Origin of the sequence: Lactiplantibacillus herbarum, assembly GCF_001039045.1 — a bacterium.
GTDB lineage: Bacteria > Bacillota > Bacilli > Lactobacillales > Lactobacillaceae > Lactiplantibacillus > Lactiplantibacillus herbarum.
The window spans coordinates 13,565-38,517 of sequence record NZ_LFEE01000043.1 but is presented as its reverse complement, the minus strand read 5'-3'; the positions used below and the strand labels follow the sequence as shown (position 1 = coordinate 38,517).

Here is a 24,953-nt window from a genome sequence, read left to right as displayed (position 1 = left end):
AACTCCATCAACAGCCGTTGACAAAGAGCCTTTTTTATTGCGAGTTTGGGACAAAACCCAAACTTTTTTCATCTTCAAATAGTTACAGTCGAAACGTGCGACAAAAGACTGCTCCCTTCGCTCGGTTGCGTAAAGAATACAAACGATTGAAAATACACAATCATTCGTATTCCTAGGCTATGCTCGGTAGCAACCCGCCTTTTGCCCCACTCGCTTATTTGCTTACTGCTGGAAGTTGAACGTTAAATGATCAGTGGTTGTGAAGTTTAAGCCAGTAAGGACTTGTTCAACCAGTTTATCCATAACGGGAATCGTCACCGTCAAGTGTTGCAGCTTTAATTCGAGCGTTCCGAAAGAAATTAAGCGCTGCAAAATTTCAGTCAGTGGTTCACTACGATGATAAGCAGCTACTACGGCGATCTTGACTGTGGCCGCGTGTTGATCCAAATTCAACGAGGTGAAACCAACTTGGCCCACGAAGTCATCGGTGGCTTTATCCGTTACGCCCCAAACCAGTTGTTGGTCACTGAAGATGGCGCGCATCGTATCATTGACTAGTGCGGCCGTCGTTTCCATCGTGATGGCAGGTTCTTTGATTGATTGGTAAAGATTGAAAACGTCGATTACCCGATTTTTAGTTAACCAATCAAAGGCATAGTGCGGTGTTAATAGGGGATGGTACTTTTCAAATTGTGACATGTGCTAACTCCTCTGAATTAAAAAGTGCCCAGCCAAGCTGACTAGGCACCAAGATTAAAGCAATTTTACCAAATAGTAACGCGGTGTTCCGGTGCTAAGTACATCGGATCATCGGCTTGAATATCAAACGTTGTGTAGAAATCATCTAAGTTCTTAGGGTTGAACGTTGGCCCGTAACTTGGCAGGAGCGTGCACATCGATTGACAGTAATAGTTGCATGTACTGCGTCGTGGCTTTCATCCGCCAAACCATTGCCCAGTTGGTGAAGAAGGCGGCGAGATCAACTTCATCTTCGCCCTTCGCAGCTTCTTCAGCACAACTTAAGCCACCCGCATCGGCGATGTTTTCGGAGACGGTTAGAGTTCCGTTGACTTTAGCGCCAGCAAATTCAAGACCATCGAATTCACTGATCATTGACTTAGCGAGTTCCTTGAAGTGAGCGGAGTCTTCATCTGTCCACCAATTGTTCAAGTTACCGAATTCGTCAAATAGGGCACCGTTGTTATCAAAGGCGTGTGAGATTTCATGTGCAATCACGGCACCAATCCCACCATAGTTAGCGCTGGAAGATTGTTCCAAACTGTAGAACGGTGCTTGTAAGATAGCGGCCGGGAAGACAATGATGTTCATGAATGGGTGGTAGTAAGCGTTGACGGTATCAGCGCTCATTTCCCAACGAGTACGATCCGTTGGCTGATTCCACTTGGCAAACATGTCTTGGCGAGCTAAACGGTTGAAGTGGAGCACGTTACTTAAAACGTTACCGCCCTGTTCAGCCGTATGGGTCGTGAATTTAGTGTAAATTGATTCTAATTTATCGGGATAACCAACCTGGATACCTAAGTTGTCGAGTTTAGTGACGGCTTTAGTCCGCGTGGCGGGACTTAACCAGGTGTTGGTTTGTAAGCGCCGGTTGTAGACAGCAATCATCTTAGTTACCATCTGGTGAACGTCAGCCTTGGCATCTTCGCCAAAGTACTTGTGTCCGTAATACAGACCAACGACTTGATCGAATACGCCGGTAGCTAAGTAATAGGCACTCTTAGCTTGATTGCGGGGTTCCTTCTGTCCTGATAAAGTCCGTGAATAAGTCGTTCCTAGTACGCGCATCTCATCACTGAGGTAGCCGCTGTAACGTTGAACCAACTTAGCTTTCATCCAGCTTCTCATCAATTCGAAGTTGTCAGGATTGACGACCTCGTTGAAATGATCAAAGAAGGCGGGTTCTGGCAAGATAACGGTGTCGGGGTTGCCGTCAATTACGGAGTAAGTAATGGCAGCTAAGTCCAAATAGCGACTGGTGTTAACGAAGTCTTTGAACTTGCGGGGGTTATACATTTTACTGTAGTCTGCGGATTCTTCTGCAGATTTAACCCAAGGAACAATTAAGCGGTCGAATTTTAAGGTATCATCGACGATTTTTTGTGATTCTTCTTCACTGTAACCCGTTTTTTGTAAAAGTTCAGTCATCATTTGACCGTATACAGCGAGTAATTTAGGACCAGATTCGTTGCCTTCGTCGTAATACGTCTTATCTGGAAGGATAGTACCTGGTGCTTGTGCGAATAGGGCGTTGACCTTCGTGTTTTTCATATCAGCATCAACGTCTAAACTGAATGGTAATGGCATCCCATCGTAGATCCAGTCGGGCATGCGCTGTTGTAAATCAGCGAAGTCACCCAGACTGTCGATTTGTTTTAAACACGGCAAGAGTGGTTCGGCACCGTGTGCGTTACGTTGATCAAAATCTTTAGCTAAGCGGTAAAACTTAATGAATTCGCCTAACTGTGGGTTGTCAGTTTCGACATCGCCCGTAGCCATAGCGTCAAAATCAGTCATTAATGTTTTCTCGATAGCATCAACTAAATCCATGAAGCCCCCGGTAGAAGCGTGGTCATCAGGAATGACTGCGGTTTTGAGCCAGTCACCGTTGACGGCGTCGTAGAGATCTTGTTTTACTGCTGCTTGATTAATGGTTGCCATTAAATCCACTCCCTAATAAAGTTTCTAACACTAATCTGATTATACCTTAGATCAATCGGAGTGGCGTGGTTGAGCCTCGGGTTGAAGATAGAAATTTATGCCTGGGAGATGTTTGGAACTGGTCGTTCTGGTAAGTATTTACGGGCTATTCGGTCAGTAAAAGCTGATCAGCATCGTTGATCTGGATGATTTTACCAGGTTTTTGAGTGATAAGTGCCTGTTGTTCAAATAGTGCGAGTTTACGGCTGATACTTTCAGGCGTCGTTCCTAAAAAGGTCGCTAGGTCCTTCTTCTTTAAGGGGAGTTTAAACGTATCCGTCTTCAATGCGGCTGCGGTTTCGATCAGATAGTTTGCGAGACGGGCTTCCACGGATTCAGTAGTAGCGCGCGTCGTTTGCCGTTCAAGCTGACTCAAACGTTTGCCGAAAACGTTAAGGACGTTAATACTGATACTGGGATATTGCCGCATCAAATTCTGGAAATCTTCACGGCGAATGCTACAAACTTCGGTGGGAACCAAGGCTTCACCGAAAGAGGTCCGTTGCTGATTCTCAAATAGGGCAGCTTCACCGTCGATGTCCCCCGTTTGTAAGAGGTAAAGTAACTGTTCGCGGCCGTTTGCAGCTAATTGGTAAACCTTAACTTGACCACTAGCAACGATCATCAACGTATCAAGTGCGTCACTGGCGCTGAAAATCGTGCTGCCAGCAGGATAGTGATGATGCCTGACGATTGACTCAATTGTATCGAGCTGATTGGTTGCTAAATCGTTAAAAATCGGGACTAATTGAACGCATTCATGACTTGCCATGGGGAACACCTCCTGATTAATTTCAACCTAACTATAACAGATTAGGTTGTGACATTTGAATAATTATTATTGTAGCTCAAATTTTTGTCGGCTTTCTTGATGGCGGTCAAGTTTCTAACAACTAATTACGCTTAAGATAGGGTCATCAAATTAGTTAACGGAGGTTTTTATCATGAAGATGATTATGCAATTAGGAACGTTGACCTGTCCATCGTGTCTGACGAAGATTGAAAAGGCGGTCGCTAACCACGACGGTGTTGAGAGTGTCAAAGTACTCTTCAATGCTAGTAAGGTCAAAGCCGATTTTGATCCCGAAGTGACGACAACTGATGAGCTGACCAAAGTTGTGACGGGATTGGGTTACGAAGTTGAAGCGGTCAAAGTGAAGTAGGAGGAGTAACTAATGAGCGAATTAAGTGTTGAAGAACGGTATGTAGCTGAATTAAAGCAGAGTGATATTGATCATCACGTTCCCACGGCTGGAGCGATGACTAATCACATCTTATCCAATTTAATGGTAGCTTATGTCAAATTAACGCAGGTCAAGTGGTACGTAAAGGGCCCGCAAACCTTTATACTACGGGAAGCTTATCAGCAGTTGCTGGATCAAAACATGCAACAGTTTGCTGAATTGGGTGAACTTCTCTTGGATGAGGGCCAGAAACCGTCTTCAACGACAGCTGAACTAACGAAGTACGCGATGTTAACGGAAGACGGTGCGTTTAAATATCACGATGCGGCTACCCTTGTAACCGCCACAATCAAGGACTTTGATACGGCTAACTTGTTTGTTGACCGTGCGATTAAGCTAGCTGAGAAAGAGGAACGGCCAGTTTTAGCAGCCTGGTTGATCGACTATCGGGGCAGTAACAATCGCCATATCCGTGAACTACAAGCCTATCTGGGTAATGAGGCCAGATTTGGACTTGATGAAGAAGACGATGACGAAGATTAATGAGCTAGCTTAGGGACTGTGACGTGAGGCATGGTCTCTTTTTTTGTTCTGGAGGTTGATAGTCGAAACGTGCGCCAAAAGCCAGCTGCTTCCGCTTAGCTACGGAAACCAAACGATTGAAAAACACAATCATTCGGCTTCCTAGGCTATGCTCAGCAACTAACCGGCTTTTGGCGCACTCTTTTGAAATTCCCCGATAGCTGCGCTATACTAGCGACATCAAACAAATGGGGGTCATTAACGATGACGATTAGTAACATTATTATGTGGACCTTCGTTTTCATTATTGCAACGGGGTTCGTCACGATTATCTCAACTGCAGTATTAATGAAACCCGCACGACGCCACCCAGACGAGCCACAGTCCTCACAGCATAGGGACGGCGAAGAAGACGATGACGATTGGAAAAAAGATGACTGGAATCACGATGATTGGAAAAAGGGCGACTGGAAAGACTAGCTACTAAGCTATTAAAACACAAAAAGTGCCATCAACATTCAAATTCGGATGTTGATGGCACTTTTGCGATTATTTTGTCTTTAGAAGTAGATCTAATGAGTGTTCAAGATTCTGAACATCAGCTGCTGACATGTTGTCGACACAGTTATTGATATTGCGTGCAATGACGAGCTTCATGGCCTTATCAATACTAGATTTAACGGCTGAGAGTTGAACGAGGACGTCCTCACAGGGGCGTTCTTCGTCCATCATGCGCATGACGCCGTCTAGCTGCCCGGCGGAACGTTTCAATCGCGTCTGGATCTGTTTACTAGTTACATATTCCTCAGTAGTTGGCATCGGTCAGCCCTCCTAGTTAGGCCAAGGCCTTTTTGAGTTCAGCCTCAAAGTCAGGTTTGGGCCGTGCGCCTACCATGTGACTAACCACTTGGCCGTCCTTTTTGATCAAGAACGTTGGAATTCCTTGAACTTGAAATTGAGTAGCGACGTCCTTGTCGTTATCAATGTTCAAAGAAACAAAGTTAACCTGGTCTTTGTAGGCGGGGTCTTCAGACAGTGATTTTAAGATGGGGTCCATCATGCGACAAGGTGGGCACCAGTCAGCCCGAAAATCGACAACGGCAATTCCCGTATCTGTTTCTTTTGCAAAGTCTTGATCGTGGATTTCTTTAATCATAAGGAGCCTCCTGATAGATTTGATTGTCACTAATATACCCCCGTAGGTATGATAAATCAATTTTTAAGCTCGTTTCCGTTCATATCATGTCGATAGTAATATCCAAATCACTAATTTAACAGTATAAATAGTGAAAAACTAGGCTGATACGGATACGGGTATATTGTGTGGCTTGTTAAGCAATTGTCACTGATAGCCGTTTGTCGAACTTAGTCTGGAAATTGATCAAGCGCATTGCATTAAAAATAACGACGAGAATACTAGCTTCATGAACGAACATGCCACTTGCCATGTAGATGTAACCAACAATCAGACCGATTAATAGGAAGACGACCGTTGCAATTGCGATGAAGATATTTTCGCGGGTATTGCGGACGGTCTGTTTGGCTAAAGCGTGGGAGTGAGCTAGAGCAGGGAAGCTAGACTGCATTAAAACAACGTCCGAAGTATCAATGGCAACATCGGTTCCACTCCCCATTGCAATACCGATATCGGCGTTAGCAATGGCCGGACTGTCGTTAATACCGTCCCCAATGAATGCGACCGTTTGACCGGCTGCTTTGAGTTGTTGAACATAAGTTGCTTTTTCAGCTGGTAATAAGTTGGCGTGGACTTCGTCAAGATTTAACTGGTTAGCCACTGTCTGAGCGGTTACCTGATTATCACCAGTCAGCATCACGAGGTGTTTGATACCCTGATTTTTTAAAGCAGCCAGGGCCTCCTTAACCGCTGGACGTAAGGTGTCCGCAATGCCAAAAATGAGTTGCACTTGGTTATCGACGGCCATGATAACTGTGGACTGGCCAGCCCGTTGTAACTGTTTCAAATCGTGAGCTTGTACTTGATTAAGTTGAATCATATGAGCCGCTAATAGTTTTTGATTGCCAATGAAAATGCTGTGGGTGCCGACTTGGGCGGACATCCCTTGACCTTTAATGGTATCAGTAGCGGTTAAGATTGGTGTCAGGCCAACTGGGTGCTGTTCTGCGTAGCTACTGATTGCGCGAGCTAATGGGTGATCAGAGGTACTTTCAAGGGCTGCGGCGATTGCCAGTTGGTCATCAGAATCAGCTGTATAGGAATGTACGGTAGTGACCGCGGCATTCCCAGTCGTCAGTGTCCCCGTTTTATCAAAAACAAGGGTGTCGACTTTTGCAAAAGTGTCGATTACCTCGCCACCTTTGATCAAGATGCCGCGTTTAGCACCATTGCCAATACCGGCGACGTTAGAGACTGGAGCGCCAATAACTAGTGCACCTGGGCAACCGAGAACGAGGACAGTAATAGCCAGTCGGAAGTCACGCGTGAAGGCGAAGACTAAAACTGCTAAAACGAGGACGGAGGGCGTATAATACTGGGCAAAGTGGTCGATGAATTTTTCGGCCTTGGATTTAGTGTCCTGTGCTTCTTCGACTAGTTCGATGATTTTGGCAAAAACCGTGTCATCACCGATCTGAGTCGCCCTGATCTTTAAGTAGCCGTTTGCGACCATCGTGCCAGAGTAGACGGTGTCTTGAGGTTTTTTGCTGATCTGACGGGCTTCGCCAGTAATTGAAGCCTCGTTGAGGTAACCGGATCCTTCCACGACGACGCCATCAACTGGAACTTGTCCACCGGTCTTAACTAGTACAATTGCGCCCTTACTGACATCATCTACGGGGATTTCTACGTTGCCATCAGCGGTGACAACTGTGGCAGTAGTGGGTGATAATTCGGTCAAACCCTTGATAGCCGTACGGGTCTTTTGTAGCGTCTTACTTTCAAGGTAGGAACCGAATAGAAAGAGAAAGGTGACGATGGCAGATTCATTGAATTCACCAATGATGAAAGCACCAATTACCGCGATGCTGACTAGTAATTCAATGCTAAAAACGCCGTTACGGAGGGCGCTAATAGCTCGAGTAGCAATAGGGAAAGCTGCGATAATCGAAGCGCTAGCAAGAATGATTTGATAGCCGAGCGTATAATGGAAGAGGAACTTGCTGAGTAGTCCGAGAATGATTAGGATACCAGTGAGTAGTGTGATTTGGTTAGTATGTTTAGTTAGAAATTGTTGTAATTTCATAGGAATTCGACCCCTTATATGATTTGTTGACCTCAGTATAGCTAGTCAGTTCTGATAGCAACTTGATAGTCGTCAAGTTTTGGCAAGTTCAGGTAAGGGTAATTGAGTTGTAAGGATTCTTATATATGGAGGTAAATAACGTGCGGTATCAATTTATTCAGGCAAATCAGTCACTAATGCCGGCTTATTTTCAAGGTCGCTGGACCGTTAAAACGATTGCAGATCAACAGGTGATGTATAGCACGAATCTTGGTGCTGAGATGTGGTTTCAAGTGACGGATGCTAGTTATGTACGTATTACGATGCTGGAATTAGCTAAAGCTTTACCTAGTTGGGTTGCGATTCAGATCGATGGATTGCCATATCAACGTCAGACTGTGACAGCTGCGCCAATTCAGTTAACGTTTGATGGCCGGCCACACATTGTTCGGCTGGTCTTGAGTGGTAATACGGATGCGGATCAGGTGTGGACTCAGAACGTTGGTTTTGCGGTGCAAGCGTTAAAGACGGATGGTGAGCTTCGTCCTGTACAATTAGGACAACATAGTTTGACATTTATCGGAGATTCAATTACGGCGGGGTGTTGGGTCGCGGGTCGCCAACCGGCTGAGGATTATCGCGGCGAAGCTAACTATGCGGCCATTGCTAGTGATTTATTAGACGCTCGCAATGTTCGTATTGCTTATAGTGCGGTTGGATTAAATAAGTCGGGAACGGGTGGCGTGCCACCATTGCCGGACTCTTTGACTGCCATTGATTTTGAGACTCCGTGGGAACCAATGCCAACCGACCTTGTCTTAATTAATGTTGGGAGTAATGATCGGATTGAATCGGCAGATAGTTTCACTATTCTGTTGCGGAACTTTTTAAATCAAGTCCAAACGCTGTATCCCAATAGCCGCTTAGCCGTCATGATTCCGTTTAACCAATGTTTTGACCGAGTTGTTCGCTTGGTAGTGGCGGAGTTTATGCAGATTGACCTGATTGAAACTGCGGATTGGCAACCTAGTACGACGGATTATACGCACCCAGATTTGGCAGGGTCACAAGTGGCCGGAACTCAGTTAGCTCAAGCCTTACGAAATAAATATCCTGAGATTTTTGAATAAATTAAATAGAGTTTGGGACAATCCCCAAACTCTATTTTTTATCTTCCAATGTTTACAGTCGAAACGTGGGCCAAAAGGCTGCTCCCTCCGCTCGGTTGCATAAAGAATACAAACGATTGAAAATACACAATCATTCGTATTCCTAGGCTATGCTCGGTAGCAACCCGCCTTTTGTCCCACTCTTGATTTTAACGTTGCCGATTTAATGATTGGTTTTGCAAAAAGTCAAAAGCAGTCATGACGGTTGCTGGAATTTCAACGTGGGGGATGAAGCCCTTGCCGTTAGGGCCGTAACCGGTGGGCGTGTCAGCCAATCGTTGCAATTCACCTAGTAATAGTTCAGTAAAGTAGGCGGCTGGCCAAGCATTCTGATATTGTTGTGTCGTTAATTGAAATGGCTGTAGTGTCGCCAATTGCAGCGAATCTGGCTGGTAGCGGCTCAATTGGATGCTTGAATCCCAGTTAGCGCTGAAGGTTAAGGCTGTTCGGCGTGCAAGCAGCGGATCCTGCACTAGGAGCACATGCTGCCACGTGTTTGGCGCCAAATCGCGTGCGTTGGTCGCATTACTGCCAGTATTAGTGGAAGTCTGATCGAGCTGAATTTCACCTTGATAGCCACCATGGCGAACTAATTCAGCCATCATTTGGGCTTCGCTTAAGTCATTTTCAACGTGCAAATTTTGACGTAAGTATTTAGTGGCGTGACCAATCCCACCGGCAATGATAATCGTCGGTAGTTGGTAGTATTGAGCCAATTGACTAGCGATCGTTGCAGTTACTGGCACGCTATTGCCGCAGAGAACGAGCCCGTCAACCTTGGCTGGTAATGGGGTAGCCTCAGTTAACCAAGCCAAACATTGGTTAAACGCAGTTAAAGTGTCCATTACTTCACCGCCTTAGTGCCAAAATGCGCAGCGGCAGCCCCAAAGTTGAAGCGTTGGTAGTGCACGTCTTGAAAGCCAGCTTGTTCAAACATGTGGGCTAACTGCTGATAACTAGCGAAGTGGCGGGTGGTTTCTTGTAAGTAGGAGTATTCTTGATATTGATGAGCGTACAGCCGCCCTAATAATGGTACGACTTTGGTAAAATACCACTGCCAGACTGGTTTGATTAGTGGTTGGTCTGGTTGGGACGTTTCAAGACAGACTAGTTGAGCGCCAGGCTTTAAAACGCGGTAGATTTCGGCGAGTGCCCGCTGTTTGTCGGGCAAGTTGCGGAGACCGAAGCCAATGGTAACTAAGTCGAACGTGTTATCCTTAAATGGCAGGTGCATGGCGTTGCCACGGCGCAACCAAACTCGATCAGCAACGTGTTGCTGCTGAACTTTTTTCTGGGCTATTCCGAGCATTGGTGCTGAAAAGTCGAAGCCAATCACTTCGCCAGGTGCCTGTAAGGTTTTAGCAACAGCAATCGTCCAATCCCCAGTTCCACAACACAGGTCGAGGGCGTGCGCGTCAGGAGCTAGGTGAATACGCGCCATCGTCTGTTTACGCCAGTGACGGTGGGTTCCTAGACTGATAACGTTATTCATACGATCGTAGTTTGGCGCAATTGTATCAAATAATCCCTGAACATTATGTAAATATCGATTTGCCATGTGTTTAGCCTCCCAGCCAGCTGTTTGCTTCTACTATAGCAGATGTTAGTCGTCAGTTGGGTGGTTAACTTAAGGTGGGTTATTCAATTTTAAAAAAATTAATCAAGGTGGTTGCCTTGAAGTTACTTCAAGGGGCTACAATGAATTTTGTTAAGTATGTAATCATAATTAAGATGGAGGTCAAACATGAATATTAAACAAGCTAGTGAGCAAACGGGTGTCTCTTCAGCAGCGATTCGCTATTACGAAAAGGAAGGCCTGATTCCAGAAATTGATCGAAGTGAAACGGGGAACCGTGAAATTGATGATCGAATTATTCGCCGAATTACCTTTGTACGGCAGATGCGGGCAGCTGGAATGACGATTGAAAATTTGCGGCGTTATATCCAGTTATTTGACGCGCAGGAAGATAATACTAACGAACAGATCAGTTTACTGAAAACTCAGTTGGAAGAAATGGAAGAAAAGCGTGATGATATGCAGGCGGCCATTGATCACTTGCACTTCAAGTTAGATCATTACGATGATCATATGCAGCAGACGGAAGACGAACTACGGGCACTTGAACGCCAACATGATCAGGCCTAATTATAGTAATGAGAAGGACTGCGGAGCTTACCGCAGCCTTTTTTTAGTGTTATAGATGTTAAATAGTCAAAACGTGGCTTATAAGGCAGTTTGTTCCGCTTAGCTACGGAACAGCAATGATTGCCAAGAGCGCAATTGTCACTTTTCCTAGGCTATGCTCAGTCCCTACTCGCCTGCTAGCGCACTCTTGTTTTGAAAATAAATAAACTTTTTTCAAAATAGCCCTTGCCTTAAAGTTACTTCAAGGTAATAGACTGTTGTTATCAATAAAGGTTGAGGACGAAAAAATGAATGAAAAACAACAAAGATTTGGAATTATTTTACCAATTATCTTGATTAGTTACTTTATGATTTTATTGGATAATTCAATTGTGTTTACCAGTACGGTTAAGATTGCAGCGGACTTAAATCTGTCCACCCAAGCCTTATCATGGGTGACGAATGCTTACGCACTGACATTTGGTGGGTTACTGATGCTTGGTGGTCGGGCCGGAGATGTCTTTGGTCGGCGCAAAGTTTTCCTGATTGGCTTAATGATTTTTAGTATCGGTTCACTGTTAGTTGGGTTAGCAACTAGCGGCACGATGATTATTGGTATGCGTGCTTTACAAGGAATTGGTTCAGCGATTCTAGCACCAACCACGTTAGCGTTATTAATGGATAGTTACAAAGAAAACATGCGGACCCGGGCCATCGTCTATTACGGTGCTACTGGTGGTTTAGGTGCTAGTTTTGGCTTAGTTATTGGTGGCTTGATTGCAAGCTACACCACATGGCGCTTAGGATTCTTATTAAATGTGCCAATTGGAATTATCATGATCTTATTAACCTTGAAGTTTATTCCCGAAAGTAATCAAAGCAGCGGTAAGTTAGACTGGCTGGGTGCCATTCTCTCCGTTATCGGAATTATCCTCCTTGTCTATGGAATTAACGGTGCGGGTTATCCCGTATTAACAGTTATCTTAGCGTTAGTCGTACTAGCTGCTTTCATTTGGCAAGAACACCGTGCTAGCGATCCATTGATGCCATTAAAACTATTCAAGGATCGGGAACGTAGCAGTGCTTACATTGCCCGCTTCTTCTTCCTAGGTGCAATGATCTCTTACTTCTTCTTAACACCGCAAGCAATGCAAAACGTTTACCACTTTACGCCATTAATGGCAGCGCTTGGCTTCTTACCTGAAACGGTGCCTCAATTCATTTTTGCAACGTTAGTTTCACGTCTGAACAATCGCTTTACGAATAACCAGATTTTGATTGCCGGAGAGCTGATTACCTTAGTCGGGCTATTATTTGGCGCCATCGTTGGGATTCGGGCGGGTTACGTCACTGCAATTGCCATTCCAATGGTAATTATTGGGATTGGACAAGGCTTCTCACTGAGCCCATTGACGGTAGCTGGTGTTGCTAATACCGATGCTGATATTGCCGGTTCAGCTTCTGGTGTCGTTAACATGGTCCACCAGATTGGGAGCTCAGTTGGTCTATCAGTCATTACTCTGATGACAGCTAGCATTGCTAGTCCCGTGATTGCTTACAATCATGCGTTGATGATTATGACTGGATTGATGCTGATTTCAGTTTTGGCAGCCATTAATATTGCTCGAAAATAAATAAGTAAGTGTTTGGAATATAAATAAAAAGTCAGGTACCGTAGCCGTTTGGCTGTGGTACCTGACTTTTTATGTGTCAAGATTTAGTGTGGAAACGTGGTCCAGTAGGCAGGGCATTTCGCTTAGCTACGGAACGGCAACGATTGCCAAAAGCGCAATCATCACTGTTCCTAGGCTATGCTCGGTCCCTAACCGCCTGATGGCCCACTCTATTTACTTAAATTCATCATCCGCAATCTGCGCCAACAAGTCGCGTGATGGGATGAAGAAGACCTGTCCAGACAGAATCTTTGAGAACGTCAATAGGAAGTCATTCTGATCAAGCATGTTCTGTAACATGCCCTTAGTAACCGTCCAGTGACGTGCGTAACCGATGAAATAAGTTCCTGTATTACCAGCAGCAGGTTCAGAAAATGGGACGTTCATCCGAACAATTTTCTGTTCAACGCCGTCAACTTCTAACTTAGATGCAACGTTGTGGGCGTTCTTAAATTTATCTGCATCAGCCAATTCAAAGTCACTGAATTTTTCACGACCAACGGCTTTTTCTTGGTCTTCAGTGTGCATATGATCCCAGACCGGCATGTTGTGTTGCCATTTTTGGGCGAAGGCGTAGGAACCATTTTCGAATTGGGGATCTTCATCGCCAACCAGTGCATAGTCAGCGGCGTCTTCAACTGCGGGTGCTTCAGTCCCATCGATAAAGCCGATAATAGCGCGGCCTTCAAAGTAACGGAAACCCTTAGTTTCATCTAAGACGGTCGTGATGGGTGCTAAGACGCGTTGGAACTGTGTCTGGCATTCGTACACAACGGCTTCGTTACTAGCACGGATGTGGAAGAAGAGGTCCCCGGCAGTTGCGGGCATGGTGTATTTAGGCCCAGATAATGTGGTGTAAGTCTCTAATTCCTTAGGCTTAGGAGCGTTAGGGAATAAATAGTCCCACGCTGCGCTACTGATACCGATGCTAACTTTCAGTTGTGTGCCAGTTTCTGGTTTCGCATCGCGAATACGTAGTGAGCGAATAATCGCTTGGGAGCGATCCGCAAATTCTTGGAAAACCTCACGATCGTGTTGTGGATCTTGACGATTTAAGGTTAAGACAGTAAATTGCACGTGTTCACCGACATCTTTCCAGACGTCTTGAGCATGACTTGGTTCGATTGACATGAATATCCCCTCCAGAATGATCATTATTCTTAGCGTACCCGTTGGGGGAAGAATCGTCAATTAAAGGGAATGCGACCTAAACATCTTGATCAATGACTACTTCAGTAGTTGTTAGGTGAATAATAAAACTACTATATTAAGTAGTTTTAAATATAAGTAGAATTAAGTTGCTGGTACGGTCGGCCCTTGTAAGACGTTTGGAATAAGTTGAACAAATAACCGGAAAGCTGCTAAATGACTCAGACTGGGTTGTTGGTTAGCTAGTTGGTCGGCAAATTGGTGTAACGCGTGTCCCAGATAAGTCGCGATAAAACGTGGGTGCCCATGTTGAACATCTAAGCTAGTCAGTACTTGTTGGACAAGGCCGACTTCTAGCGGAATGACACGATCACGACAATTAGCCCACGTTACTAGCATAGGCAGTAGCGGGTATTGTTGCATTGTGGTGATCGTTGCGCCGGCAATTGTGGCATAGGTAGCGCTCGGTAGATCATTTAGGTCATCACTCAGGCGGCGTAGGGCAATCAGATATTCCACCGTAATAAGGTCTTCAACGTCTTGGTGATGGCGATAGAAAGTGGCACGGCCGACGTGAGCGTCAAGGCAGAGTTGTTTAACGGTGATGGTTGTAAAAGGTTGTCCAGCTTGAAACGCTGCGGTCAGAGCCGTCATCAGTTTGATCTGCGTTTGGTGAGTTCGGTGATCAATGTGTAGGTTATTAGCGATTATTATTTTTGTCATGGTTATATGATACACCAGCTTGTTACATGTCTCAAAACAGTGCTTTTTTATCCTGCTAAAGCGTCTATAATTGCTTTCACAGTTAAGGATAGCTGTGCGTAAAGGAGCTGTAAATCAATGAAATTAATTACTACTGAAGAACATTTTGAATCAGCCGTTGTGACGACTAAGATCCAAGACATCACTGGAGTGTCCGCTTTACCACCGATTAGTCCTGAGTTACGTCAATATATGCAAACGAATTTACCATCACCAAGTGTCATGCAAGATGTTGACCGTGAGCGGTTGGCCTTTATGGATAAGAATGGAATTGATATGGAAATCTTATCTTATGGGAATTCGTCGCCCCAGAACTTAGAGCCAGAACAAGCAATCTCACTGTGTCAGTTAGCGAATGATGAAATGGCACGAGCAATCGCTAAACATCCGACACGTTATCGTGGTTTAGCCGTGTTGCCAGTTGGTAATTCCGAAGCGGCCGCTACTGAATTAGAGCGTGCAGTAACTGAACTAGGTTTAAAGGGGGTTCTGCTGAAAGGCAATTATCAGGGACGTTTCTTCGATGAACCGTTCTTCCTGCCAATCTTTGAACAGGCGATGGCGTTAGATGTGCCGGTTTATTTTCACCCGTCGTTTATTCCGCAGTCAATCAACGACCACTACTTTAAGAGTGATCAATGGTCGCCTGTGATTACTGGTATCTTGTCATCAGCTGGTTATGGCTGGCACATGGATATTGGTATTCAGGTGTTACGGATGGTTGTCAGTGGTATTTTTGATCGGTTGCCTCAACTAAAATTAATTACGGGTCATTGGGGCGAACTAGTGCCGTTATTTTTGGAACGATTGGATGATGAGCTGACAGCGTATGGCGACTTGCAACATCCCTTTAGTTACTATTACCGGCAGAATATTTACGCAACGCCAAGCGGGATTTTGAGCGAGCCCCAGTTACAGTTTATGTTAGCTGAAATGGGTGCTGACCACCTGATGTATTCGCTAGATTATCCATACAAACGGCCACAGAATGCAGCCGATTTTTTACAAACAGTTCAATTGACGTCACGTCAGCGTGAGCAAATTGCTCATGGGACGGCGGAACAATTATTTAAATTATAGGAGGATATTAAAATGTCATTAAACCCACAACAAATGGTGGCAACTCGCCAAGAATTACAAGAAAACTTTATGCTAACCGGATTATCAAAAGAGCAGGTTGCAAACGACTTGCAAATTAGTATGGTGAAGTTAGAACGGCTATTTGCGTTAACACAACAGTCACTTGAAGATCCATGGATTCTGCGCAACTACTTGATTGAAAAGGTTGAAGAAGCGGGTCAGACCCCAGTACCGTTTACTGCGCTTCGCGGTGACTGGCATCGTCACTGGTTTTTGAATAGTAATGTCATTGATCGGCAAGCAATGTCTGCAGGTGATTACTAACAGCTTCTTAATGGGGAGTGTCGCAAGTAAGGTGAGCGCTTATCCGAGAAATACTGTAGTATGATGTGACTGAAATGTAGAAGTAACGGAAAGTTACATCGCTAATTTGATGTTGATTTTACAGATTGAAAAAGGCTAGAACCCTTCACGCTGAAGTGTTCTAGCCTTTTTCTGAGTTGTTTTCGATGGACCCTACCGGATTTGAACCGACGACCTCCTACATGCGAAGCAGGCGCTCTCCCAACTGAGCTAAGGGCCCGAATACTATTTTAGTATACCGCAAAATAATGGTTGTGCAAGCCCTTGCAGCGCTAATTAATGTCGACTAGCGCGATGGTTTTGGTTGCCGCGGATTTTATGAACTCGACGCTGAAATTGTGTCTTTTGGTTGCTTGCGAATTTAAAATGTTGCATCTTGCCGCCAAATACTTGACCACTGAGCCGCAATTTGAGCCAATCCTGCATGACGGTAATCATAGAATCGATCTGTTTGGCTCGTAGCTGATCTGATTGTTGCTGAGCTAACGGAAGTAAGTTCGTTTGCAGTTGACCAATGAGTTTTTGGTGATAGGCCATCAATTCAGGTGTCAGTGGTGCATCTGTATAACTATTAAACAGTTTTTGGATTGTTTGTAGTGCATCTTTAATATCGTTTGGTTGGTAATAACGATCATCGGTATTCGTCAAGTTAATTTCCCCTTTGTGTTCTCCAGTATAGCAAATATTTGTTAAAATGAGGGCGCAAACGTAGCTAAAACTAGTGTTAGCCGGTACAATAAGGGTAAATTTTAAGGGGGTACCGACTATGGCTTCAACTACGACACTATCAGCACAGGGTGAACAAGTCTTAGATCAGGCATACGAGCAATTTAAACAAACCCAGTTAAAGCTTGATAAGACTCAATTATTTACCAACGCAAGTCAGATCTTTACAATGGGTGAACTTGTGACGGTTGCCCGGCAATATCTGTTTGATGATGAAATTGCGCAACGAGTTATTGAGCTCGATAAGCAGGTACTTACGACAATGTATAAGCAAGCGATGCAAGCAGAATTCTTGAAATTGAATTTTACCGGTAATGATATTCGCTGGTTGCTTGGATTACCACGAACTAATCGGCGTCAACGGGCCGCAAAATAAACAATTAGTAATTAAAAAGTGACGAATTAACGACTATTTTGAGCTGTTAATGCGTCTTTTTTTATATTTCAATAAAAAATTAAGTAAAGATTAATTGACGTTATCAAATTTTAGTAATAAAAAATCCTTGATATAACAGTGTTTTGAAGTGGTAATATTACGGCTTTAGATTATTGTCATAGTTTTGTAACTTTCGTAATATATTGTTATTTTGCTGGTACTGGTATGTAATACAAATTGAGTAGTATAGACCTTGGCTTGAAGTACATACGTGACATTCTTCTTGGAGTGATCATTATTAAAGTGAAAGTAAATATTAAACAAGTAATGTTAGGAACCGCTGCTTTAGCTGGTATGTTAGTTACTAGTCAAGCAGTTGCAAATGCTGATTCAATGACTGTTAAGGCCGGAGATTCAGTTTGGGCATATTCACAAAAGTACCACGTTTCAATGGACAAGATTGCTGAAGCAAATAACTTAAGCAATCCTAACTTAATCATTGCTGGTAACAGCATTAACATCCCTGGTGTTAAGACTGGCGAAAAGGTTTCAGCTAAGACAACGACTACTGCTAGTGCAAGCAGTACGACTTCAACTAGTGCTGCAACTTCAACTGCTAGCCAATCAACCAGTGTAGCTGCTAGCTCAACTACTAGTGCAAGTAGTACTAGCCAAGCAGTTTCAAGTAGCTCAGTTGCTGCTCAATCAAGTAGCACTTCAACTGCTAGTGCAAGCAGTGTAACTTCAAGTGCTTCAACAAGTTCAGTAGCTTCACAAGCAACTTCAAGTACTGCTACTAGTTCAACTTCAACTACTTCACAAGCTGCTGTTTCATCAACATCAACTTCACAAGCTAGTTCACAATCATCAACTTCACAAGCAAGTTCAAGCACTACTACTGCGCAAGCAACTGCTTACACAGCCAGTGCTTCAACTACCAGTACAGCAAGTACTTCAACTTCATACAGTTCAGTAATCGCTGCTGCTGAAACTTTCATTGGCACTCCATACGAACAAATGGACTGTTCTGCATTTACGCAAGCTGCTTTTGCTAAGGTTGGTCGTTCAATCGGACGGACTACTTATGCTCAAGCAACTATCGGTACCCACGTATCATTTAGCCAAGCACAAGCTGGCGATTTGATTTTCTGGGGTTCTGATTCAGCACCTTACCACGTTGGTATCTACTTAGGCGGCGGTCAATACATCGCCTCACCAACTTACGGTGAAAGTGTATCTATTAAGCAGACTGCTTACTACACACCTATAATTGCTATCCACATGTAATTAAAACGTTCATAAATGAACACTAAAAGAGCTAACTCATTGTTATGGTGAGTTAGCTCTTTTTGCATATGATTGTTAGTGCGTAAAACCGTATTTTTTAGGGGATTCATCAGCATGGTAAACGATGTGAGCGTGATTAAGATCATTTACGGCAGTTGTTAGATCATCCATAAAGTCATGAGCCATATTCATGCCGAAGTCAGCCCGAACGACAATCCGCTGAATGACTTGTTTGTCCAGATTAGCGGGTAACGGGTAGCTAGGGACTTGCCAGCCGCTCATCAGTAGTCGATCAGATAGATCATACAACGTCCATTCTCGATCATCGCGGGGTGTTAGCTGGTAACAGATCAAGGGTAGTTGGTGGCCATCGTTAATTAGTGTAAATTCACCCAATTGTTTAAGGGCGGTAGCTAGATAGTGAGCAACATTGTGGGTCTTTGTCTGGATCTCTTTGTAACCGTCCATACCAAAACGTACGAAATTATAGTACTGGCCAATCAGTTGTGCGGCGCTGTGTGAGAAGTTAATTGCCATGGTTGGCAGCTCGCCACCTAGATAGCTGACTTTGAAGACGAGTTCCTTAGGTAGGAATCGTTGATCACGCCAGATGACCCAGCCGACTCCAGGGTAGACCAGACCGTACTTATGCCCAGAGGCGTTGATTGAAATGACGTTCTTCAGGCGAAAGTCCCACGCCAGTTGTGGTTCAACGAACGGCGTGTAGAAGCCCCCTGATGCGGCGTCTACGTGAATGTATACAGGTAGCTTTGAATGATGCTGATTGTACTTGGTGACGACGGTATCGAGCTTTTCTAGGTTGTCATACTGACCGGTATACGTAATTCCTAGAATCCCGATGATGCCGATCGTATAGTCATCCACATAGTCCAGGACGTGATCCACGTCCAAAGACATGTGGTGCTCATCCATTGGGACCACGTGCATGTCGATGTCCCAATAAACGCAGAATTTTTCCCAACAGACTTGATAGCCAGCTGAAATGACTAGATTAGGTCGCTGGGCGTTGAGGTCGAGGCCAGCTTTAGTTGCTCGTTTACGCCAAGCAAACTTCATCGCCATACCGCCTAACATACAGGCTTCGGAAGAACCGATCGTTGAGGTACCGGTGAATTTTTCGTTCTCTGGGGCGTGCCACAAGTTGGCAATGATGTTGACACAACGATTTTCAATCTCAGCGGTGCGGGGGTATTCAGATTTGTCGATGGCATTTTTAGCTAACGTGTCCTTCATTAATTCGACGGCTTCTGGTTCCATATAAGTTTGGCAAAAAGTCGCCAGGTTCAACCGAGAATTACCTTCATCGAGGAGCTCATCACGTACAAGCCGGTCCGCTTCACGTGGTGCTAAAGCGTGTTGTGCCAGTCGATACTTTGGTAAGTCGTGTTGCTCTGCTGGATTGCCAAAGATTGGGGTCAAATACTCTTCTGTTTCATGATCGTGTTTACCATATAACATCGCCATTTATGATCACCCTTATCTGATTATTTTAGGCGAGTATAGCACGATGTTAGATTGAACGTAAATGAAAATACAGTTCACTGTTATCTATTGGCAAAATACAGGGTAATCAAAAAGCTGACCGCATTTATGCGATCAGCTTTTAGTGAGAATTAAATTCCTTTAGGTGTTATCACTGAACAGTTAGCCGCTATGATTAAGCTTTGGCTTTGCTATTCATGAATTTCTTCAACAGTTGCACTTCGTCTTGTGTTGGTGTTTGTTCACCGGATTTAATGTTGTGAATCCGTTCAACAGCTAGTTGACTGCCAAACGCCAAATCGTTATCCGTAAGATGGTGCTGACGTTCAAAACTGATGAGTGTTTCTGATAATTGACTTAATGGTAATTCCATGATCCTCACCCCGATTATTAGAATTCGTAAAAGTTCAGTGCTGATACTTTTATTATAACCTTAATTGATTGAAAACGGGGTATGAATGCTATCCTATTTTACAATCAGTGTTGCAGTGATTGGGATAGTAAGCCAAAGTTGTAGTGTTTTGAGTAATAAAGGCGTCTGATCAAGTAGAGTGGTCTGATTGTTATTGATAGACAGGATTACCAATTAGACAGTGATCAGATCCACTACATAGGTAATCAAAGTATAAATGGTTAGTATGTTTGTGCTCAAAAAGATAGTTAAGGCGATGACTAATTAACGAAGCTGTTAGAATAAACTTGCGTCTAAAGCTATATTAGTATAGTTTATTTAGTGGGAACTAGTTTGAACATAGTTCCGAACTAATAGAACTAACAAATAAGTACGATACATGGAGGACGCTAATGCCACGAAAACGGAACACCCAAAGACGGATGGAGATTGTTGACACGGCGTTTCATTTATTTGCTGAACAGGGTTACGCCAACGTTCAAATGAAAGATATTGCGGTGGCTTGTGAGATCAGTAAATCGTTATTACAACACTATTTTCCAAAGAAAATCGTCTTATTAAGTACCATGCTCAATGAATTGACTTTGAGCGTCTTTATCTACAGCAACGAGCGGTTAACGATGTTATCTGCGCACCAACGAACAATGATCCAAATGAGCTTTTTGTTGCGGATGCTTGATGAGAATCCAACTATGGAACATTTTGTTCAGGATGTATTTGAAAGCCCTGAGCTCACAACCGAGATGATTTTGGTAACTTTAGATTGGTTAGAAGCCATTGGGGTTGAAGGGGAAGCTGCATCAGTTAGATATGCGCTGAATTTTGCTTTATCTGGCGGAATGGCAGTATTTTTCAAGCGCAAGATTCTGAGAGCTAGTGTTGGCATGATATCAGAGAACATTGGACAGGGCTTTTACTTGCTATTAGGTGAGACTATTGATCAAATCGACCAGGTCTACTTGAGTACGGCCAAATATAACACAGATCACTACTACCAACAGTTCATAGAGCATCTACATGAGCACGCTACGATTGATTTAAATTCTGAAATACAAATTTAATATTAAAGTCATCAAAATTACTTGTATTTCGTAAAATATACTAGTACACTTTAAAGCGGGGAAATGATAAAAGACGCTTACTAATTTAAAAATTGAAAATGGGGCGAATTATGATTGGGCATTTTTAATAATAATTCGACTTGTGAAAGGGAGACTTGAATATGAATGAAGATATGGACTTTTTCAATCGCTTTAGCCATATGTATTTACACGGATTTAAGAATTTATCAGATATGTTTGCAGCACCAGCAACGGAACACGGAATTACGTTAGATGAATTTTATATCTTATATGATATCGCCGAAGCTAAGGGGAAGATTCGTTTAATGGATATTGCAGAAAGTCATGGTGTGACTCGTTCTGCAATCTCACGGTTAATCGGGCGCTTATTACGTAAAGATTATTTATACCAAGAAGCTGAAGATCATGATCGTCGTAATAAAGTTTTGAAGTTAACACCAGAAGGAGCTCGGGTTGAACATGAAGTTTTCGCTGAATTAATTCAACGTAACCGGGAATGGCGTCAAATGTTTAGTTTAGCTAAGCAATACCAGACACTTAACTTAGTTGAAGAATTTATGGATAAATTCGTTAACGAAAGTGCTGGCAAACAGACTAAGAAAATTAGCTACACTGATTTAGATCGTGCAGAAGCTTAATATTAATTAGCCATAATTTATAGCCGGTGTGACCGTAATTATTCGGTCATACCGGCTTTTTTGACTTATAACACTTACTACCCATTGTTGTACTGGTATTTTCACTATTTCGAATAATTATCACTCGATAATGAAAGCGCTATATGTATAATGACGAAAAAAGTGGGTCGATTAAATAAAATCGACCCACTTGCGAATAAGGCGTTAGCCAAAGATAGAGTTATAGATGGAACTGAAGAAGTTAACGATTGCTGTCCATAGCTTTTGTAGCAAGTTTTGGTTTTCAGTCGTATTGATCTTACTGAAGATTCCCTTGGCATTCGACTGAATATTTTTCATCAGTGAATTGGCCTGAGTTTTAAAACTTGATGAATCTAGTGCGCCAGAATCACGGATTTTAACTAACAAATTAATGATTTCGGTTTTCTGATTATTGGTAATCACATTAGTTAAATTATTATTAGTGATCTGTTGGTTAACGATCGTTGTAATTTGGTTAGTCGTAATATTGCTACCCTTTTGAGCCATTTCTTTTTTGGCACCGGCTACCGCGTTATTCAACTGGGCATCGGTATAACCGTCTTTGTTCTTGTTGGCTTGGGTGATGCCACTCAACGTACTTAATTCGTTCTGAGCCGCTGTGACTTGCTTAGTGTTCAGTGTGTTACCAGTCTTAGCATAAGCGGCGTAGACACCAGCTAAGGCTCCAGAACCGTCGATTGGTGTGGCCGAAGTAACGTAAATGTTAGCATCTGCAATCCCGGCAGTTAACGCTGCGTTCTTATACTGATTGGCAGTGATCGTCGTGATGTTATTACTACCGTTATAATCAAGGATTTTAACGTTGATCCCGGATCCTGAACTGGTCTTTTGAATCATGGCACTGGACCAGACGCCCGAGCTACTCGTGAAACTTTCACCGGCTGGATTGAGGTACTTAACCAGCGTGTCACCATCGACTGTAAGTGTTTGGTAGCTGGCTCCGTTGAGACTAGATGTTAAAGTGCTAAGGGTGCCAGATTTTTGGCTACTAGTAAGGCTGCTACCTAACGTAACGATTGGGTCGTCGCTACTAGTATCAGCATGTGCTGTCTGTAAAGCACTCATTCCGAGTAATAGCGTTGCAGCAAGGGCAACCCATTTGAATTTAGATCTAAATTGTTTCGACATTTTATTTTCCTCCGCATCTCATCTGATGCCTCTTGATGTGGTTAGCGTAGCGGGCTAGGTAAAAGGGTGTCGGTAGTGAAGCTTCCCCGCTAGCTAATCCAATGGCTTAATTATAGCAGAATCCAAGTTTGTACTAACTGTATAACGCACAAACTTGAGAGACTTCTAAACGATTTAAGAATTTGTTTATTATTTGATGAAGTGCTTAGATTTAGTTATACTCGGGGTAAACAATGGGGAGTGATCATTATAATGACTCAAAATCGAGTGATCAATGCGTTAAGTTATTTAAGCATTCTGTTCCTACCAGTTCTATTCCCATTAATTGTGTGGTTGTTGACGGGAAGCAATCCGGAAGCGCATCATGCTGCTGGAAAAGCGTTTTGGTTGCACCTATTACCAACGTTACTCGGCATCGGACTACTAGTCATCTTAGGCGTTAGCGGTATCTATATGGATAGCCTAGTTAATACTGGGTGGTTAGCCGTATTGCTACTTGCCGTTTTCGGAATTATCGCAATTGCTAGTTATTTGTGGGCGATTGTCCGCGGTATCCAGTATTTGATTGCGGATTAAATCAATTAATTAATGAGTAACGCCGATCTAGCTGATTAAGAGTTTTAATCTTGCTGATACGGCGTTTTTTAAGGAGGTTCATAGCAATGGTAACTAAGTTAACGGTATCAGCGGCACAGCGCGCAATGATGATCCAGTTTTGGCAAGTCGGCTATGCTCAAACAACAGTGGCTGACTTAATGACGGCTAGTCAGTTGTCGCGGACGCAGTTTTATCGGCAGTATCATAACAAGCGGGTCGCATTACGCCAAAGCTTGCAATGTTATCAGCGCACGTTAAATGAGAAGTTGAAGTTACTTGTTGAACGCGACCAGGCACGTCAAACGCCGTTACCAGCACTGATTACTGACTGGTTACTCTTCCCATTCCAAAGTGAAGAGTGGCCCGCTGGTTGTCTATTGGTAAACTTAATGGCTGAGGTTGATTCTCAAAGTGTGCTTGCGGCTCAGCTTCAGACAATGTACGCGGATCTGCAGACGCAATTAGTCAGTTTATTGACATCGCAAGTACATGAATTAGCGGCCCCAGTTGGTGAAGTTGCCGCGAGTTTGATGCAAGTACGAAGTGGAATCCAATTGTTAGCCAAGCAGCGGGTTAATGCGACTCAGTTGAAACGGCAAGCACAAGTGAGCGTTAATTTGATTATGAAGGAGTCTTAACAATGGCGACGATTAAGATTATACGTGGTGATATTACGACGATGGCAGTCGATGCCATTGTTAATGCGGCTAATACGAGTTTGTTAGGTGGGAGTGGCGTGGACGGTGCCATTCATCAAGCAGCGGGTCCGGAATTGTTAGCGGCGTGCCGCCCACTAAATGGTTGTGCGACGGGGGAAGCTAAGATAACGCCAGGTTTTCGGTTGCCTGCCAAGTATGTGGTTCACACGCCGGGACCAATCTGGCAAGATGGTCAGCACGATGAGCCTCAATTGTTAGCCAATAGTTATCGTAATAGCTTAAACTTAGCCGCAGAAAATGGCTGTCAAACTGTGGCCTTTCCGTCGATCAGTACTGGTGTTTACCATTTTCCATTAAAGCTTGCAGCACCGTTAGCCTTACGAACTTTGCAGGAAACGGTGAATACGACTGCAACTGCGATTGTAGAAATTATGATTGTTTGTTTTGATGCCCAAACTCAAACAGCCTTTACGGAAGCACTAGCTGCCTTGCCACACTAGAACTTTACAAAAAAAATACATCGATCCGCTATTATCTCAAGTGGGTGCTTGCTAT

Annotated in this window: 28 protein-coding genes, 1 tRNA gene and 1 pseudogene; 15 read left to right on the top strand and 15 right to left on the bottom strand. The window is 43.7% G+C overall.

What is annotated here, in order from left to right; all coding sequences use genetic code 11:
* Positions 1–222 precede the first annotated feature (222 nt).
* The 3 genes and pseudogenes from ACG95_RS13575 to ACG95_RS13565 all read right to left on the bottom strand — a co-directional run bounded on the left by ACG95_RS13575 (position 223) and on the right by ACG95_RS13565 (position 3,493).
* On the bottom strand, positions 223–699 hold the full coding sequence (locus tag ACG95_RS13575) for a GNAT family N-acetyltransferase (protein WP_048001051.1): 477 nt from the start codon (positions 697–699) through the stop codon (positions 223–225).
* Between the two features lie 65 nt (positions 700–764).
* A pseudogene (locus tag ACG95_RS13570) lies at positions 765–2,682 on the bottom strand (M13 family metallopeptidase).
* A gap of 145 nt (positions 2,683–2,827) precedes the next feature.
* Entirely contained in the window at positions 2,828–3,493 is a 666-nt protein-coding gene (locus ACG95_RS13565; RefSeq protein ID WP_048001050.1) for a Crp/Fnr family transcriptional regulator, read from the bottom strand.
* A 172-nt stretch (positions 3,494–3,665) separates the two neighbouring features.
* Here ACG95_RS13565 and ACG95_RS13560 point away from each other — a divergent pair, with 172 nt between their 5' ends.
* From ACG95_RS13560 to ACG95_RS13550, 3 genes are all read left to right on the top strand, one after another.
* The gene (locus ACG95_RS13560) at positions 3,666–3,884 is read left to right on the top strand and encodes a heavy-metal-associated domain-containing protein (RefSeq protein WP_082137381.1); all 219 of its coding nucleotides are present in this window, start codon (positions 3,666–3,668) and stop codon (positions 3,882–3,884) included.
* A 12-nt stretch (positions 3,885–3,896) separates the two neighbouring features.
* Positions 3,897–4,448: a Dps family protein gene (locus tag ACG95_RS13555; protein WP_048001048.1), complete on the top strand. Its 552-nt coding sequence runs from the start codon at positions 3,897–3,899 to the stop codon at positions 4,446–4,448.
* Positions 4,449–4,691: 243 nt separating this feature from the next.
* Positions 4,692–4,907 (top strand): hypothetical protein, encoded by a 216-nt coding sequence (locus ACG95_RS13550; protein ID WP_048001047.1) that lies wholly within the window; start codon positions 4,692–4,694, stop codon positions 4,905–4,907.
* A gap of 69 nt (positions 4,908–4,976) precedes the next feature.
* Here ACG95_RS13550 and ACG95_RS13545 read toward each other — a convergent pair whose 3' ends face one another.
* From ACG95_RS13545 to ACG95_RS13535, 3 genes are all read right to left on the bottom strand, one after another.
* On the bottom strand, positions 4,977–5,246 hold the full coding sequence (locus ACG95_RS13545) for a metal-sensitive transcriptional regulator (protein ID WP_048001046.1): 270 nt from the start codon (positions 5,244–5,246) through the stop codon (positions 4,977–4,979).
* 16 nt (positions 5,247–5,262) lie between these two features.
* Positions 5,263–5,583 carry a thioredoxin family protein gene (locus ACG95_RS13540; RefSeq protein ID WP_048001045.1) on the bottom strand — a complete coding sequence of 107 codons (321 nt, stop codon included), beginning with the start codon at positions 5,581–5,583 and terminating at the stop codon, positions 5,263–5,265.
* Between the two features lie 175 nt (positions 5,584–5,758).
* Positions 5,759–7,648, bottom strand: a complete 1,890-nt coding sequence (locus ACG95_RS13535) for a heavy metal translocating P-type ATPase (protein ID WP_048001044.1) — start codon at positions 7,646–7,648, stop codon at positions 5,759–5,761.
* Positions 7,649–7,788: 140 nt separating this feature from the next.
* Here ACG95_RS13535 and ACG95_RS13530 point away from each other — a divergent pair, with 140 nt between their 5' ends.
* Positions 7,789–8,757: an SGNH/GDSL hydrolase family protein gene (locus ACG95_RS13530; protein ID WP_053072828.1), complete on the top strand. Its 969-nt coding sequence runs from the start codon at positions 7,789–7,791 to the stop codon at positions 8,755–8,757.
* 188 nt (positions 8,758–8,945) lie between these two features.
* Here ACG95_RS13530 and ACG95_RS13525 read toward each other — a convergent pair whose 3' ends face one another.
* Together ACG95_RS13525 and ACG95_RS13520 are read right to left on the bottom strand one after the other, a co-directional pair.
* Positions 8,946–9,641 (bottom strand): YdcF family protein, encoded by a 696-nt coding sequence (locus ACG95_RS13525; RefSeq protein WP_048001043.1) that lies wholly within the window; start codon positions 9,639–9,641, stop codon positions 8,946–8,948.
* Positions 9,641–10,354, bottom strand: coding sequence for a demethylmenaquinone methyltransferase (locus ACG95_RS13520; protein ID WP_048001042.1), 714 nt, complete (start codon positions 10,352–10,354; stop codon positions 9,641–9,643). Before ACG95_RS13520 ends, ACG95_RS13525 begins: the two co-directional genes overlap by 1 nt.
* 186 nt (positions 10,355–10,540) lie before the next feature.
* On the opposite strand from ACG95_RS13520, the gene ACG95_RS13515 reads away from it, so the two are divergent.
* Together ACG95_RS13515 and ACG95_RS13510 are read left to right on the top strand one after the other, a co-directional pair.
* Complete coding sequence (locus ACG95_RS13515; RefSeq protein ID WP_048001041.1) at positions 10,541–10,942, top strand: MerR family transcriptional regulator; 402 nt, start codon at positions 10,541–10,543, stop codon at positions 10,940–10,942.
* 287 nt (positions 10,943–11,229) lie between these two features.
* On the top strand, positions 11,230–12,555 hold the full coding sequence (locus tag ACG95_RS13510; RefSeq protein ID WP_048001040.1) for an MFS transporter: 1,326 nt from the start codon (positions 11,230–11,232) through the stop codon (positions 12,553–12,555).
* Positions 12,556–12,768: 213 nt separating this feature from the next.
* On the opposite strand, the gene ACG95_RS13505 is transcribed toward ACG95_RS13510, so the two are convergent.
* Positions 12,769–13,725 carry a Dyp-type peroxidase gene (locus ACG95_RS13505; protein WP_048001039.1) on the bottom strand — a complete coding sequence of 319 codons (957 nt, stop codon included), beginning with the start codon at positions 13,723–13,725 and terminating at the stop codon, positions 12,769–12,771.
* Positions 13,726–13,887: 162 nt separating this feature from the next.
* A complete protein-coding gene (locus ACG95_RS13500) occupies positions 13,888–14,466 on the bottom strand; it encodes a TetR family transcriptional regulator (RefSeq protein WP_048001038.1) in 579 nt (192 codons plus the stop codon).
* Between the two features lie 117 nt (positions 14,467–14,583).
* Between ACG95_RS13500 and ACG95_RS13495 the strand changes: the two genes are divergently transcribed.
* Both ACG95_RS13495 and ACG95_RS13490 read left to right on the top strand, forming a co-directional pair.
* Positions 14,584–15,585, top strand: a complete 1,002-nt coding sequence (locus ACG95_RS13495) for an amidohydrolase family protein (RefSeq protein WP_048001037.1) — start codon at positions 14,584–14,586, stop codon at positions 15,583–15,585.
* A 12-nt stretch (positions 15,586–15,597) separates the two neighbouring features.
* Positions 15,598–15,909: a DUF2316 family protein gene (locus ACG95_RS13490; RefSeq protein WP_048001036.1), complete on the top strand. Its 312-nt coding sequence runs from the start codon at positions 15,598–15,600 to the stop codon at positions 15,907–15,909.
* Positions 15,910–16,095: 186 nt separating this feature from the next.
* On the opposite strand, the gene ACG95_RS13485 is transcribed toward ACG95_RS13490, so the two are convergent.
* Positions 16,096–16,168 (bottom strand) — tRNA-Ala (locus ACG95_RS13485).
* A 56-nt stretch (positions 16,169–16,224) separates the two neighbouring features.
* Positions 16,225–16,596, bottom strand: coding sequence for a DUF2096 domain-containing protein (locus tag ACG95_RS13480; RefSeq protein ID WP_048001035.1), 372 nt, complete (start codon positions 16,594–16,596; stop codon positions 16,225–16,227).
* Positions 16,597–16,714: 118 nt separating this feature from the next.
* On the opposite strand from ACG95_RS13480, the gene ACG95_RS13475 reads away from it, so the two are divergent.
* Together ACG95_RS13475 and ACG95_RS13470 are read left to right on the top strand one after the other, a co-directional pair.
* Complete coding sequence (locus ACG95_RS13475; protein WP_048001034.1) at positions 16,715–17,050, top strand: hypothetical protein; 336 nt, start codon at positions 16,715–16,717, stop codon at positions 17,048–17,050.
* Positions 17,051–17,353: 303 nt separating this feature from the next.
* Positions 17,354–18,337 (top strand): C40 family peptidase, encoded by a 984-nt coding sequence (locus ACG95_RS13470; RefSeq protein WP_048001033.1) that lies wholly within the window; start codon positions 17,354–17,356, stop codon positions 18,335–18,337.
* A gap of 75 nt (positions 18,338–18,412) precedes the next feature.
* On the opposite strand, the gene gad is transcribed toward ACG95_RS13470, so the two are convergent.
* Both gad and ACG95_RS13460 read right to left on the bottom strand, forming a co-directional pair.
* Positions 18,413–19,816, bottom strand: a complete 1,404-nt coding sequence (gad, locus tag ACG95_RS13465) for a glutamate decarboxylase (RefSeq protein WP_048001054.1) — start codon at positions 19,814–19,816, stop codon at positions 18,413–18,415.
* 199 nt (positions 19,817–20,015) lie between these two features.
* A complete protein-coding gene (locus tag ACG95_RS13460; protein ID WP_048001032.1) occupies positions 20,016–20,213 on the bottom strand; it encodes an LBP_cg2779 family protein in 198 nt (65 codons plus the stop codon).
* Between the two features lie 431 nt (positions 20,214–20,644).
* Here ACG95_RS13460 and ACG95_RS13455 point away from each other — a divergent pair, with 431 nt between their 5' ends.
* Together ACG95_RS13455 and ACG95_RS13450 are read left to right on the top strand one after the other, a co-directional pair.
* Complete coding sequence (locus tag ACG95_RS13455; RefSeq protein WP_048001031.1) at positions 20,645–21,313, top strand: TetR/AcrR family transcriptional regulator; 669 nt, start codon at positions 20,645–20,647, stop codon at positions 21,311–21,313.
* 161 nt (positions 21,314–21,474) lie between these two features.
* Positions 21,475–21,972 (top strand): MarR family winged helix-turn-helix transcriptional regulator, encoded by a 498-nt coding sequence (locus ACG95_RS13450; RefSeq protein ID WP_048001030.1) that lies wholly within the window; start codon positions 21,475–21,477, stop codon positions 21,970–21,972.
* Positions 21,973–22,176: 204 nt separating this feature from the next.
* On the opposite strand, the gene ACG95_RS13445 is transcribed toward ACG95_RS13450, so the two are convergent.
* Positions 22,177–23,079 carry a DUF1002 domain-containing protein gene (locus ACG95_RS13445; RefSeq protein WP_420324105.1) on the bottom strand — a complete coding sequence of 301 codons (903 nt, stop codon included), beginning with the start codon at positions 23,077–23,079 and terminating at the stop codon, positions 22,177–22,179.
* Positions 23,080–23,394: 315 nt separating this feature from the next.
* Between ACG95_RS13445 and ACG95_RS13440 the strand changes: the two genes are divergently transcribed.
* From ACG95_RS13440 to ACG95_RS13430, 3 genes are all read left to right on the top strand, one after another.
* Entirely contained in the window at positions 23,395–23,718 is a 324-nt protein-coding gene (locus ACG95_RS13440) for a membrane protein (protein ID WP_048001028.1), read from the top strand.
* Positions 23,719–23,804: 86 nt separating this feature from the next.
* On the top strand, positions 23,805–24,377 hold the full coding sequence (locus tag ACG95_RS13435; protein ID WP_048001027.1) for a TetR/AcrR family transcriptional regulator: 573 nt from the start codon (positions 23,805–23,807) through the stop codon (positions 24,375–24,377).
* 2 nt (positions 24,378–24,379) lie between these two features.
* Entirely contained in the window at positions 24,380–24,898 is a 519-nt protein-coding gene (locus ACG95_RS13430) for an O-acetyl-ADP-ribose deacetylase (RefSeq protein ID WP_048001026.1), read from the top strand.
* Positions 24,899–24,953: the final 55 nt, after the last annotated feature.

Bases quoted from the DNA above. Each gene is read 5' to 3' on its own strand.
- ACG95_RS13440 (WP_048001028.1), top strand. From the start codon at position 23,395: ATGACTCAAAATCGAGTGATCAATGCGTTAAGTTATTTAAGCATTCTG.
- ACG95_RS13515 (WP_048001041.1), top strand. From the start codon at position 10,541: ATGAATATTAAACAAGCTAGTGAGCAAACGGGTGTCTCTTCAGCAGCG.
- ACG95_RS13510 (WP_048001040.1), top strand. From the start codon at position 11,230: ATGAATGAAAAACAACAAAGATTTGGAATTATTTTACCAATTATCTTG.
- ACG95_RS13555 (WP_048001048.1), top strand. From the start codon at position 3,897: ATGAGCGAATTAAGTGTTGAAGAACGGTATGTAGCTGAATTAAAGCAG.
- ACG95_RS13450 (WP_048001030.1), top strand. From the start codon at position 21,475: ATGAATGAAGATATGGACTTTTTCAATCGCTTTAGCCATATGTATTTA.
- ACG95_RS13430 (WP_048001026.1), top strand. From the start codon at position 24,380: ATGGCGACGATTAAGATTATACGTGGTGATATTACGACGATGGCAGTC.
- ACG95_RS13545 (WP_048001046.1), bottom strand. From the start codon at position 5,246: ATGCCAACTACTGAGGAATATGTAACTAGTAAACAGATCCAGACGCGA.
- ACG95_RS13500 (WP_048001038.1), bottom strand. From the start codon at position 14,466: ATGACAAAAATAATAATCGCTAATAACCTACACATTGATCACCGAACT.
- ACG95_RS13525 (WP_048001043.1), bottom strand. From the start codon at position 9,641: ATGGACACTTTAACTGCGTTTAACCAATGTTTGGCTTGGTTAACTGAG.
- ACG95_RS13535 (WP_048001044.1), bottom strand. From the start codon at position 7,648: ATGAAATTACAACAATTTCTAACTAAACATACTAACCAAATCACACTA.
- ACG95_RS13495 (WP_048001037.1), top strand. From the start codon at position 14,584: ATGAAATTAATTACTACTGAAGAACATTTTGAATCAGCCGTTGTGACG.
- ACG95_RS13550 (WP_048001047.1), top strand. From the start codon at position 4,692: ATGACGATTAGTAACATTATTATGTGGACCTTCGTTTTCATTATTGCA.
- gad (WP_048001054.1), bottom strand. From the start codon at position 19,816: ATGTTATATGGTAAACACGATCATGAAACAGAAGAGTATTTGACCCCA.
- ACG95_RS13445 (WP_420324105.1), bottom strand. From the start codon at position 23,079: ATGAGTGCTTTACAGACAGCACATGCTGATACTAGTAGCGACGACCCA.
- ACG95_RS13455 (WP_048001031.1), top strand. From the start codon at position 20,645: ATGCCACGAAAACGGAACACCCAAAGACGGATGGAGATTGTTGACACG.
- ACG95_RS13475 (WP_048001034.1), top strand. From the start codon at position 16,715: ATGGCTTCAACTACGACACTATCAGCACAGGGTGAACAAGTCTTAGAT.
- ACG95_RS13435 (WP_048001027.1), top strand. From the start codon at position 23,805: ATGGTAACTAAGTTAACGGTATCAGCGGCACAGCGCGCAATGATGATC.
- ACG95_RS13540 (WP_048001045.1), bottom strand. From the start codon at position 5,583: ATGATTAAAGAAATCCACGATCAAGACTTTGCAAAAGAAACAGATACG.
- ACG95_RS13575 (WP_048001051.1), bottom strand. From the start codon at position 699: ATGTCACAATTTGAAAAGTACCATCCCCTATTAACACCGCACTATGCC.
- ACG95_RS13460 (WP_048001032.1), bottom strand. From the start codon at position 20,213: ATGGAATTACCATTAAGTCAATTATCAGAAACACTCATCAGTTTTGAA.
- ACG95_RS13560 (WP_082137381.1), top strand. From the start codon at position 3,666: ATGAAGATGATTATGCAATTAGGAACGTTGACCTGTCCATCGTGTCTG.
- ACG95_RS13565 (WP_048001050.1), bottom strand. From the start codon at position 3,493: ATGGCAAGTCATGAATGCGTTCAATTAGTCCCGATTTTTAACGATTTA.
- ACG95_RS13520 (WP_048001042.1), bottom strand. From the start codon at position 10,354: ATGGCAAATCGATATTTACATAATGTTCAGGGATTATTTGATACAATT.
- ACG95_RS13490 (WP_048001036.1), top strand. From the start codon at position 15,598: ATGTCATTAAACCCACAACAAATGGTGGCAACTCGCCAAGAATTACAA.
- ACG95_RS13505 (WP_048001039.1), bottom strand. From the start codon at position 13,725: ATGTCAATCGAACCAAGTCATGCTCAAGACGTCTGGAAAGATGTCGGT.